An 11,299-nucleotide genomic window follows, 5' to 3' on the forward strand; every position below is an offset into this window, starting at 1 on the left:
GCCGATGGCGGCGTGCGCACGTCCGGTGACGCGAGGTGGCCCTCGAAACCTGTTACACCCTCTGGTGTCATTCGTGGCGAGCTGTAACACTGGCTGCATGTATGGCAACGACTTCGCCCCGCCGGAGGACGCTCCGGGCGGCGGCCTGCTCGGCGAGGTGGAGGCGGCGGAGGCGGCGCTGCGCGAGGCGGCGGCGCGCGCCCGGCGCGGTGGTCCGGCCCCGGACGAGGACGTCGAGGCGTACTTCGCCGACGTCATCAACGCGGACCAGAAGATCGAACCCCGCGACTGGATGCCCGAGGCGTACCGCAGGACGCTGATCCGGCAGATCGCCCAGCACGCCCACTCCGAGATCATCGGTATGCAGCCGGAGGGCAACTGGATCAGCCGGGCGCCCTCGCTCAAGCGCAAGGCGATCCTGCTGGCCAAGGTGCAGGACGAGGCCGGTCACGGCCTCTACCTCTACGCGGCCGCCGAGACGCTCGGGATCAGCCGCGACGAGCTGGTGGATCTGCTGCTCGACGGCCGGCAGAAGTACAGCTCGATCTTCAACTACCCGACCCTGACCTGGGCCGACGTGGGTGCGATCGGCTGGCTCGTGGACGGCGCGGCGATCGTCAACCAGGTGCCGCTGTGCCGCTGCTCCTACGGCCCGTACGCCCGGGCGATGATCCGGGTCTGCAAGGAGGAGTCGTTCCACCAGCGGCAGGGCTACGAGATCCTGCACACGCTGGCGCACGGCACCCCGGCGCAGAAGGCGATGGCCCAGGACGCGGTGGACCGCTGGTGGTACCCGTCACTTGCGATGTTCGGCCCGCCGGACGGCGACTCGACGCACAGCGCCCAGTCCATGGCCTGGAAGATCAAGCGTTTCTCCAACGACGAGCTGCGCCAGCGCTTCGTCGACATGTGCGTCGGCCAGGCGGAGGTGCTCGGCCTCACCCTCCCCGACCCGGACCTGCGCTGGAACGACGAGCGGCAGGCGTACGACTACACCCAGCCCGACTACGACGAGCTGATGCGGGTGATCAAGGGCAACGGGCCGTGCAACCGGGAGCGCATGGCGCACCGGCGCAAGGCGCACGCCGACGGCGCGTGGGTACGGGAGGCCGCCGCGGCGTACGCCGCGAAGCGGGCGGAACGAAAGGAACCGGTGGCGGCATGAGCGAACGCACCGAGCGAAGCGAGGGCCGTGAGGGCATGCCCAGCCAGCACGGCATGAACAGCGCGTCCTCTCCCCTGTGGGAGGTCTTCGTGCGGGCCCGCCGTGGCCTGTCGCACACCCACGTCGGCAGCCTGCACGCCCCCGACGCTGAGCTGGCCCTGCGCAACGCCCGGGATCTCTACACCCGCCGCCAGGAGGGCGTCTCCATCTGGGTGGTGCCGGCGAGCGCGATCACCGCGTCCAGCCCGGACGAGAAGGACGCGTTCTTCGACCCGGCCGCCGACAAGGTCTACCGCCACCCGACGTTCTACGAGGTCCCCGAAGGGGCTGCGCACCTATGAGCCTGTTCGACTTCACGCTGGCCGTCGGCGACGACGCGCTCATCGCCGCGCAGCGCCTCGGTGAGTGGACCTCCCGCGCGCCCGAGATGGAGGAGGACATCGCCCTCGCCAACATCGCCCTCGACCAGCTCGGCGCGGCGCGGCTGCTGCTCACGTACGCGGGCGAGCTGGAGGGCGCGGGCCGCGACGAGGACGACCTGGCCTACCTGCGCGACGACCGCGAGTTCCGCAACTGCCTGCTGGTCGAGCTGCCGAACGGCGACTTCGGTGTGACCATGGCGAAGCTGTTCTTCCTGGCCGCGTACCAGTCGCCGCTCTACACGGCGCTGGCCGGCTGCGCTGACGAGCGGCTGGCCGCGGTCGGGGCGAAGGCGCGCAAGGAGTCGGCGTACCACCTGGACCACGCCTCGCTGTGGGTGAAGCGGCTCGGCGACGGCACCGAGGAGTCGCACCGGCGCATGCAGGACGCGGTCGACCAGGTGTGGCCGTACGTCCACGAGCTGTTCGCCCCGGACCCGGCGGCGCCGGTCGACCCGTCCACCCTTCGGGCCGACTTCGACGCCACCGTGTCCGCCGTGCTGGACGAGGCCACGCTGATCCGGCCGGAGACGGGCTGGGCGCCCGGTGGCGGCCGGGACGGCCTGCACACCGAGCACCTCTCCTACCTGCTCGCCGAGATGCAGGTGCTGCACCGCGCCCACCCCGGAGCGAGCTGGTGAGCGCGAGGAGTGCAGCGGAGCGGAGCCCCGCAGTCGCGAACGGAGGGTGGCGCTGGTGACCGACGCCAGGGCGGCCGCGGCGGCGGTGGTGGACCCGGAGATCCGCGTCATCACCATCGACGAGCTGGGCATCCTGCGCGCGGTCGACGAGGAACCGGACACCGGCCGGGTCGTCGTCACCATCACCCCCACCTACACCGGCTGCCCGGCCATGGACGTGATCCGGGAGGACATCCGCCGGGCGCTGGCCGCCGCCGGGCATCCGGACGCCGAGGTCCGCACCGTCTACCACCCGGCGTGGAGCACCGACTGGATCTCCGAGGCCGGCCGGGCCAAGCTCGCCGCCGCCGGCATCGCCCCGCCCGCGCCGCGCGGCGACGACACGGTGGTGCCGCTGACCCTCGCCGTACGCTGTCCGCGCTGCGGGTCGCCGGAGACCACCCAGATCAGCCGCTTCGGCTCCACCGCGTGCAAGGCGCTGTGGCGCTGCCGCTCCTGTTCCGAACCCTTCGACCACCTGAAGGCGCTGTGACTGTCACCATCACCCGGCCGGTGCGCCGCCGGCCGGTCTTCCATCCGCTGCCCGTCGCCGCCGTGGACCGGCTCACCGACGACTCGGTGTCGATCACGTTCGCGGTACCGGAGGAGCTGCGCGAGACCTTCGCGTTCTCCGCCGGGCAGCACCTCACCGTCCGCCGCCCGGCCGACGGCGACGGCGAGGAGGTGCGGCGGTCGTACTCGATCTGCTCCACCCCCGACGAGCTGGCTCGGCACGGCCGGTTGCGGGTCGGGGTGCGTGAGGTTCCGGGTGGGGCGTTCTCCGCGTACGCCTGCGGCGCGCTGCGCGGCGGCGACACCGTCGAGGTGCTGCCGCCGCTGGGCCACTTCACCTCCGCGTTCACCCCGGACCGGGCCCGCCGGTACGGCGCGGTGGTCGCCGGTTCCGGCATCACCCCGGTCCTCGGGCTGGCCGCGACCGCGCTGGCGACCGAGCCGCGCAGCACGTTCACGCTCGTGTACGGCAACCGCACGGCGAACTCGGTGATGTTCGCCGAGGAACTGGCCGACCTGAAGGACCGCTACCCGACCCGGCTGCACCTGGTGCACGTGCTGTCCCGGGAGATGGGCGAGTCGGCGCTGCTGTCCGGGCGGATCGACGCCGACCGGCTGACCCGGCTGCTCGACACCGTCGTACCCGGTGACGAGATCGAGGAGTGGTTCCTCTGCGGCCCGTACGGCATGGTGGTGGACGCCAAGGCGGTGCTCGCGGGTCGCGGCGTGCCGGACGCGGCGGTGCACACCGAGCTGTTCCACGTCGACGCCCCGCCCGAGCCGGTGCGGCGCGAGACCGACCGGCCCGGGGCCGGCACCGAGGTGACGATCCTGCTGGACGGGCGCTCGTCCAGTTTCACTATGGGCCGGGACGAGCGGGTGCTCGACGCGGCCCTGCGGGTGCGCGGCGAGTTGCCGTACGCCTGCAAGGGCGGGGTGTGCTCGACCTGCCGGGCCAAGGTGACGTCCGGTGAGGTGACGATGGCGCGCAACTACGCGCTGGAGCCCGACGAGGTGGCAGCCGGTTACGTGCTGACCTGCCAGTCCAGCCCGGTCACCGACGAACTCACTGTCGACTACGACGCCTAGCGGCGCCGCCGGTCAGAACACCACGGGCGGTGCCGTGGCGGCGCGGCCACGGGCCCGGCTGACGTGCCCGCGCCACCCGCCGACCAGCGCGAGCAGGGTCCATCCCGCCGCGCCGAGCACGAGCATGCCCCGCTTACCGGCCGGGTCCACGTCCTGCGCGTCGGCCAGTTCCACCTCGCCCCGCGGGTCGACGAGCACTGTCAGTCGCTGGCCGACCCGGTAGCCGGGGGAACTGCCCCGGTAGACCAGCGGCTCGTCGAGCCGGCCGGTGTCGCCCTGGAGGACGAACTCGTGCCGCTTGCCGACGGTCTGCACGTCGGTGATGGTCACCTGCTGGGCGACGCCACGCTCCCGAAGCACCGACTCCGGGGCGAGCTGCACGGTGCCCACCAGCACGAACAGCGCAGGCAGCACCGACAGCAGGGTCAGCCACCAGCCCCGGTGCAGCAGGCGCAGGCCGACCGCGAAGGCGAGGCACCCGACCAGGGCGACGGAGATCGGCACCGCGATCGGCAGTCCCACGGTGAGGTGGGCGACCACCGCGCTGACCGCGATCACGGCGAGGCCGAAGCCGACGAGCACGGCGGTCATGGTGAGGGACCAGAGGGCGGAGCGGGCGCCGGCCACGCGTACGGGGGCGGGCGGCGGCGATACGACTGACACGCCGAGAGCGTAGGCGGGCGGCGCCAGCGCTCCGCCTCCCGCAGTGGCGTTTCGAGTCGACCGCCGTCCGTGACGTGTAGAACGTTACGTCCTACACTTGCCTCATGGAGCAGATCGCCGTCCGGGAGCTGAATCAGCACACCAGCCGGGTGCTGGCGCGGGTGCGCGCCGGTGAGACGGTCGAGGTGACCGATCGGGGTGAGCCGATCGCCCGCCTCGTCCCGGTGCTGGCCGGTGACGCGCTTCTCGGCCGGTTGGTGGCCGAGGGCCGGGCCACGGCCCCGACCACGACCGGCCCGGTCCCGATGCCGCCGGTGCTCGGGGATCCCACGGTGGACGCGGCGGCCGCGCTGGTCGAGGCGCGCGACGAGGAGCGCTGGTGATCTACCTCGACTCGGCGGCGGTCATCAAGATGCTGCGGCGGGAGGCGGAGACGGCGGATCTGCTCGGCTGGCTGAACGAGCGCGCCGGCACCGCCTTGGTGTCGTCGGCCCTGGTCGAGGTGGAGGTGCCACGGGCGTTGCGTCGCGCCGCTCCACAGGCGCTGGTGGGTGTGCCCTCGGTGCTGGGACGTCTCTACCGGGTCGAGATCGACGCCACGGTCCGGGCGACAGCGGGCGCGTATCCGGAGCCGATGCTGCGCAGCCTGGACGCCGTTCACCTCGCCACCGCCGAGATCCTGGCCCGGCAGGCGGCGGCCGAGTTCGTCGCGTTCGTCACGTACGACAAGCGGCTGCTGGAGGCGGCCAAGGCGATCGGGCTGCCAGTGGCCAGTCCGGGCATGCCCTGACCGGGTGGGTCTCTCGTCACCGGGTGAGGAGTGGCGTTTCCCGCCGTCGGGCCCGCGACGTACGCTCGGGGATGTGACGGCGAACCGGGAGATCGACGACATCCTGCAACGCGGCGCGGACGGCGGGCGGATCACGCCCGAGGAGGCGCTGCTGCTCTACACCGACGCGCCCTTCCACGCGCTGGGCGAGGCGGCCGACGCGGTACGGCGGCGCCGCTACCCGGACAACATCGTCACGTACCTGATCGACCGCAACATCAACTACACGAACGTCTGCGTGACGGCGTGCAAGTTCTGCGCGTTCTACCGGGCCCCCAAGCACAAGGAGGGGTGGACCCACCCGACCGAGGAGATCCTGCGCCGTTGCGGCGAGGCGGTCGAGCTGGGCGCCACCCAGGTCATGCTCCAGGGCGGGCACCACCCGGACTACGGCGTCGAGTACTACGAGGAGCTGTTCTCCTCCGTCAAGAAGGCGTACCCGCAGCTCGCCATCCACTCGATCGGCCCGAGCGAGATCCTGCACATGGCGAAGGTCTCCGGCGTGAGCCTGGACGAGGCCATCGCCCGGATCAAGACCGCCGGCCTGGACTCGATCGCCGGCGCCGGCGCCGAGATGCTGCCGGACCGGCCGCGTAAGGCGATCGCGCCGCTGAAGGAGTCCGGCGCGCGCTGGCTGGAGGTCATGGAGCTGGCGCACCGGCAGGGCCTGGAGTCGACGGCCACCATGATGATGGGCACCGGCGAGACGAACGCCGAGCGCATCGAGCACCTGCGGATGATCCGCGACGTGCAGGACCGTACCGGTGGTTTCCGGGCCTTCATCCCGTGGACGTACCAGCCGGAGAACAACCACCTGAAGGGCCGCACCCAGGCGACCACGCTGGAATATCTGCGCCTGGTCGCGGTGGCCCGCCTGTTCTTCGAGACGGTGCCGCACCTCCAGGCGTCCTGGCTGACCACCGGCAAGGACGTCGGGCAGCTCGCGTTGCACATGGGCGTGGACGACCTCGGCTCGATCATGCTGGAGGAGAACGTCATCTCCTCGGCCGGCGCCCGGCACCGGTCCAACCTGCACGAGCTGATCGGCATGATCCGGTCGGCCGACCGGATCCCGGCCCAGCGGGACACGCTCTACAACCGGCTCGCGGTGCACCACACGCCCGCCGACGACCCGAGCGACGACCGCGTCGTCTCGCACTTCTCGTCGATCGCCCTGCCCGGCGGCGGTGCCGGGAAGTCGCTGCCGCTGGTCGAGGTCAACTGACCCGGTTCCGCCGTTCCGCCGTTCGGCCGGTCGGTGTCCGTCGTGCGGCCGGAGCTCCGCCCGTTTCCGGTGAAGCTTCGGCCAGGGGTCTTCACCTGCGTGATCACCGGCGGCTAGCCTGCCCGCGCGACACCACCGATCCGGGCCGCGAGCAGGCAGGTAACAGGTCGGCGGCGACCCGGGTGAGCACGGCCCGGTGAGCCGACGACGCCATTACGCTGGCGGCGTCCGTCGGGCCGTCGTCCTCCATCGGCCCATGAGGGCCGTTCACATAACGCACCGCGGCAGGGGGCGGGATGGGTGACCATCCCGCCCCTGCTGTCTGCCGGGATCGATGGGAATTCCCGCCGCCGCGCGGTGGCGTGACGAGGCGTCGCTCCGGTACCGTCCGTTCGTTCGGTACGTGATCACGTGTCCCTACCCCCGGGGGAACAATGACCTTCCGCTACCGGTCCACGCTGGCCCGCGCCGGCGTCGTGGCCCTGCTCTCCACCGCCGGTCTCGGCGCCGCCGCCGGCCCGGCACAGGCCGCCGACAAGGCCGACCTCCAGCTCATCCCGCTCAGCTACCAGCTCGCCAAGGGCGTCAGCGAGGCGAAGGCCAAGCCGTTCAAGTTCCAGGTGAACAACACCCTGGGGACCGTCGACGCGAAGGACGTCCGGGTCACCGTCGAGACGAAGGGCCTCAAGACCGCCAAGGTCGGCGTGCTGGTCCCGGCCGGCTGCGACATCCGTGGCACCACCTTCTCCTGCCTGCTCGGTGACCTGCCCGCCGGCACCACTGAGGACTTCGGTCTCCCGCTGTTCTCCACCGGCGGCAAGGGCGCGGCCGGCACGCTCACGGTCTCGATCAGCGCGGCGAACGGCGCCGGAGTGCTGGACACCATCGACCACGACATCACCGTCACCGAGCCGGGCTACGACCTCACGACCTGGGTGCAGGACGTGTACGCCGACGTGCGCGTGGACGGCGACGACGCCGACGAGTCCGGCCTGCGCCCGGTCCGGCCGGGCGGGACCGCGCCGCTGGACTGGGCCGTGTTCAACGACGGCAGCAAGCGCGCCACCGGCATCAAGTACGGGATCGCGCTGCCGGCCGGTGTCACTTTCGCGAAGCTGCCCGACGGCTGCGTCGAGCAGAACCTGGGTGGTTTCCTCAACGCGTACTGCGAGGACCTGGGCGCGGTGCTCAAGCCCGGCCAGTACTACACCGCCGACGTCCGGGTGACTGTCGGCGCGGACGTGACCGAGAAGCTGCTCCGGCCCGGCATCCTCTGGGCCGAGGGCCTGGACGCCGCCTCCGGTGCGCCCGAGGAGGAGCCGCGGGTCGCCAGCTCGGCGCAGCGGCGCGCGTTCGCCGAGACCGACGACGGTGACAACAGCGCGGTGTTCGACGTCTTCGTCGACCAGAGCCCGCAGTCGACCCCGAGCCCGACGCCGACCACCCAGCCGACCTCGACGCCGACCGCCCAGCCGACGCCGACCGGCGACGCGACGGCGGTGCCGACCCCGACCGCCGGTGGTGGCGCGGGTGGCGGTAGCGGCGACGGTGGCCTGCCGGTGACCGGTATGCAGGTCGGCCTGATCGGCGGCGTCGGCGCGGCCGTGCTCGCGGCCGGCGCGGCGCTGATGATGCTGTCCCGCCGCCGCAAGGTGGTCCTTGTCGCTCCGGGCGAGGAGCGCACCGGCGACTGACCGGGGAACCGATACGCGACCAGGGCGGGGTGGGTGACCACCCCGCCCTGTCGCGTACCCGGAGGGAGGCGGGGGCGACGCGGCTGGCAGAGTGGAGGGGTGAGCCGTACCCCGCAGGGCCAGCGCGCCAGCCTGGACAAGCAGCCGCACGAGGTCGCCGCGATGTTCGACGGTGTCGCGGCCCGCTACGACCTGACGAACACCGTCCTGTCGTTCGGCCAGGACCGGTCGTGGCGGCGGGCCACCCGGGCGGCGCTCGGGCTGCGGCCGGGCGAGCGGGTGCTGGACGTGGGCGCCGGCACCGGCGTGTCGACCGAGGAACTGGCCCACTCCGGGGCGTACGCGGTGGGTGCGGACCTGTCGCTGGGCATGCTGCACGCCGGCAAGCGCACCCGTCCGTCGGTGCCGCTGCTGGCCGGGGATGCGCTTCGGCTGCCGTTCGCCGACGCCAGCTTCGACGCGGTGACCATCTCCTTCGCGCTGCGCAACGTCAACGACACCGACGCGGCGCTGGCCGAGCTGGCCCGGGTGACCCGGCCGGGCGGGCGGCTCGTGGTCTGCGAGTTCAGCACTCCGGTGAACCCGGCGTTCCGCACCGTCTATCTGTCGTACCTGATGCGTTCGTTGCCGGCGGTGGCCCGCGCGGTGTCGAGCAACCCGGACGCCTACGTCTACCTGGCGGAGTCGATCCGGGCCTGGCCGGACCAGGCGGCGCTGGCCGCGCGGATCGGCGCGGCCGGCTGGGGCCGGGTGGCGTGGCGCAACCTGACCGGCGGCGTCGTGGCGCTGCACCGGGCAGTCCGAAACTGACCGCCCGGCCAGCGAACGCTGGTCATTTCGTGAATATCCGATTTTGGTCTACTTTGTCCCGTAGGCTCGCCCCCATGACGGGACCAGACCAGGCCGCCACCGACGACGACGCCGCCGAGCTGATCGCGCAGCTCCGCGAGCTGGCCGGCGCGGATCCCGCCGATGTCCGGCAGGTCGTCGCCGAGGTGCTGGCCGCGCTGGACCGGGCCGCCGGTGGCGCGTTGCGCGACCACCTGCCCGAGGCCATCCGCCTCGACGCCGGGCTCGGACCGGCCGCGCAGGCGCGCCCCTGACCGGTCTCGACGCTCTTACCGGCGCGTTTCCGCGAAGTTAGGCCCCCCTCAGCGCGTACTGGTGTAACGCCGGTCATAGACTCCAACCGGATCGGCTTGTGAAGCATTTCACGAGCATGCGGGAGGAGGCGCGGATGACCGCGGTGGAGAACGACGCCGACGTCATCGTCGTGGGCGCCGGTCCCGGAGGATCGGCCACGGCGTACCACCTGGCGCGGCACGGCGTACGCGTGCTGCTGCTGGAGAAGACGGAGTTTCCCCGGGAGAAGGTCTGCGGTGACGGGCTCACGCCCCGCGCCGTACGGCAGCTGATCCGGATGGGCGTTGACACCTCGCCCGAGGCGGGCTGGCTGCACAACAAGGGCCTGCGGGTGATCGGCGGCGGCATACGCCTGGAACTGGACTGGCCCGACCTGGCCAGCTTCCCCAACTACGGCCTGGTGCGCACCCGGCTCGACTTCGACGACCTGCTCGCCCAGCGTGCGGTCGCCGCCGGGGCGAAGCTCCAGACCAGCGTCAACGTCCTCGGGCCGGTGCTCGGCGCCGACGACCGGGTGATCGGCGTGCAGGCCGAGGTCGGCCCGGACAAGGAACCCGCCACGTTCCACGCGCCGCTCGTGGTCGCCGCCGACGGCGTCTCCGGCCGCTTCCCGCTCGCCCTCGGGCTCGCCAAGCGGGAGGACCGCCCGATCGGCGTGGCCGTCCGCCGCTACTACCGCTCGCCCGCCAAGCACGACGACGACTACCTGGAGTCCTGGCTGGAGCTGCGGGCCAAGGGCAGCGACGCGCTGCTGCCCGGCTACGGCTGGATCTTCGGCCTCGGCGACGGCCGGGTGAACGTCGGCCTGGGCGTGCTGAACTCCTCCTCGGCGTTCGGCAAGACGAACTACCGCAAGCTGCTCACCGACTGGCTCGCGAACACCCCCGAGGACTGGGGGATGACCGACGAGTCCAACGCGGAGGGTCCGATCCTCGGCGCCGCGCTGCCGATGGGCTTCAACCGCGTGCCGCACTACACCCGCGGCGTGCTGCTCGTCGGTGACTCCGGCGGCATGGTCAACCCGTTCAACGGCGAGGGCATCGCGTACGCGATGGAGTCGGGCGAGATGGCCGCGGAGGTCGTGGTGCAGGCGCTCGCCCGCCCGACCGGCGCGGAACGGGAGCGGGCGCTGATGGCGTACCCGCAGGAGCTGAAGGCCCGCTTCGGCGGCTACTACCGGCTCGGCGGCGTCTTCGTGAAGCTCATCGGCCGCCCCGAGATCATGCGGATGGCGACCAAGCACGGCATGCCGCACCCGATGCTCATGCGCTTCGTGCTCAAGCTGCTGGCCAACCTGACCGACCCGCGCGGCGGGGACGCGATGGACCGGGTCATCAACGCGATGACGAAGGTGGCTCCGGCCGTGTAGAAGACGACCGGCCCGAGGCGGAACGTCCACGGGCCGGACAGAGATCGACCCCCGCCGACCGAGGTCGTGAGGGACGTGAATAGTGTGATTTTGGCCAACCACCGAGGTCAGGGAAGGACGAGCAGGGGACAACGATGACGCTCTCTCCTTACGCACCCATCATCGGGCTGTTCGCCCTCGCTGCGGCGTTCGCGCTGTTCTCCGTGGCCGCTGCCCGACTCGCCGGCCCGCGGCGTCTGAACAAGGCCAAGCTCGAGGCGTACGAGTGTGGCATCGAGCCGAGCCCGCAGCCGGTCGGCGGCGGCCGGTTCCCGATCAAGTTCTACCTGACGGCGATGCTCTTCATCGTCTTCGACATCGAGATCATCTTCCTCTACCCCTGGGCGGTCTCCTTCGACGCCCTGCCGATCTTCGGCTTCGTGGAGATGGTCCTGTTCATCGTCGCGGTCTTCGTCGCGTACGCCTATGTCTGGCGTCGCGGCGGCCTGGACTGGGACTGAGGAGGTAGCA

The 11,299-nt window shown here is 71.8% G+C and carries 14 protein-coding genes; 13 read left to right on the forward strand and 1 reads right to left on the reverse strand.

Translation table 11 applies throughout. The features are described 5' to 3' along the window. Positions 1–97: 97 nt before the first annotated feature. The 5 genes from paaA to paaE are packed head-to-tail and all read left to right on the forward strand — an operon-like array spanning position 98 to position 3,866. On the forward strand, positions 98–1,165 hold the full coding sequence (gene paaA, locus FB454_RS12275) for a 1,2-phenylacetyl-CoA epoxidase subunit PaaA (RefSeq protein ID WP_145822961.1): 1,068 nt from the start codon (positions 98–100) through the stop codon (positions 1,163–1,165). Then, positions 1,162–1,506, forward strand: coding sequence for a 1,2-phenylacetyl-CoA epoxidase subunit PaaB (gene paaB / locus FB454_RS12280; RefSeq protein ID WP_047892131.1), 345 nt, complete (start codon positions 1,162–1,164; stop codon positions 1,504–1,506). The genes paaA and paaB overlap by 4 nt, the downstream gene beginning before the upstream one ends. Next, positions 1,503–2,225, forward strand: coding sequence for a 1,2-phenylacetyl-CoA epoxidase subunit PaaC (gene paaC / locus FB454_RS12285; protein ID WP_013283589.1), 723 nt, complete (start codon positions 1,503–1,505; stop codon positions 2,223–2,225). Before paaB ends, paaC begins: the two co-directional genes overlap by 4 nt. Positions 2,226–2,280: 55 nt before the next feature. Continuing rightward, positions 2,281–2,757, forward strand: coding sequence for a 1,2-phenylacetyl-CoA epoxidase subunit PaaD (paaD, locus tag FB454_RS12290; RefSeq protein ID WP_013283590.1), 477 nt, complete (start codon positions 2,281–2,283; stop codon positions 2,755–2,757). After that, positions 2,754–3,866, forward strand: coding sequence for a 1,2-phenylacetyl-CoA epoxidase subunit PaaE (gene paaE / locus FB454_RS12295; RefSeq protein ID WP_030273580.1), 1,113 nt, complete (start codon positions 2,754–2,756; stop codon positions 3,864–3,866). The genes paaD and paaE overlap by 4 nt, the downstream gene beginning before the upstream one ends. A 12-nt stretch (positions 3,867–3,878) precedes the next feature. Here the strand turns inward: paaE and FB454_RS12300 are convergent, their stop codons facing one another. Continuing rightward, complete coding sequence (locus tag FB454_RS12300) at positions 3,879–4,529, reverse strand: hypothetical protein (protein ID WP_232236752.1); 651 nt, start codon at positions 4,527–4,529, stop codon at positions 3,879–3,881. A gap of 104 nt (positions 4,530–4,633) precedes the next feature. On the opposite strand from FB454_RS12300, the gene FB454_RS12305 reads away from it, so the two are divergent. From FB454_RS12305 to FB454_RS12340, 8 genes are all read left to right on the forward strand, one after another. Then, a complete protein-coding gene (locus FB454_RS12305) occupies positions 4,634–4,912 on the forward strand; it encodes a type II toxin-antitoxin system Phd/YefM family antitoxin (protein WP_013283593.1) in 279 nt (92 codons plus the stop codon). Then, positions 4,909–5,319: a type II toxin-antitoxin system VapC family toxin gene (locus FB454_RS12310; RefSeq protein WP_030273584.1), complete on the forward strand. Its 411-nt coding sequence runs from the start codon at positions 4,909–4,911 to the stop codon at positions 5,317–5,319. The genes FB454_RS12305 and FB454_RS12310 overlap by 4 nt, the downstream gene beginning before the upstream one ends. Before the next feature lie 73 nt (positions 5,320–5,392). Next, the gene (gene mqnC / locus FB454_RS12315; protein WP_013283595.1) at positions 5,393–6,583 is read left to right on the forward strand and encodes a cyclic dehypoxanthinyl futalosine synthase; all 1,191 of its coding nucleotides are present in this window, start codon (positions 5,393–5,395) and stop codon (positions 6,581–6,583) included. Positions 6,584–7,017: 434 nt separating this feature from the next. Beyond that, a complete protein-coding gene (locus FB454_RS12320) occupies positions 7,018–8,277 on the forward strand; it encodes a COG1361 family protein (RefSeq protein ID WP_013283597.1) in 1,260 nt (419 codons plus the stop codon). 99 nt (positions 8,278–8,376) lie between these two features. Further along, positions 8,377–9,087, forward strand: a complete 711-nt coding sequence (locus tag FB454_RS12325; protein ID WP_013283598.1) for a demethylmenaquinone methyltransferase — start codon at positions 8,377–8,379, stop codon at positions 9,085–9,087. A 74-nt stretch (positions 9,088–9,161) separates the two neighbouring features. Beyond that, a complete protein-coding gene (locus FB454_RS12330) occupies positions 9,162–9,380 on the forward strand; it encodes a hypothetical protein (RefSeq protein WP_030273586.1) in 219 nt (72 codons plus the stop codon). A 134-nt stretch (positions 9,381–9,514) separates the two neighbouring features. Continuing rightward, positions 9,515–10,789 carry a geranylgeranyl reductase family protein gene (locus FB454_RS12335; RefSeq protein ID WP_013283600.1) on the forward strand — a complete coding sequence of 425 codons (1,275 nt, stop codon included), beginning with the start codon at positions 9,515–9,517 and terminating at the stop codon, positions 10,787–10,789. A gap of 134 nt (positions 10,790–10,923) precedes the next feature. Next, positions 10,924–11,289: an NADH-quinone oxidoreductase subunit A gene (locus FB454_RS12340; protein WP_013283601.1), complete on the forward strand. Its 366-nt coding sequence runs from the start codon at positions 10,924–10,926 to the stop codon at positions 11,287–11,289. The last annotated feature ends 10 nt before the right edge of the window (positions 11,290–11,299 follow it).

Source organism: Micromonospora sp. CNZ297 (assembly GCF_007827625.1).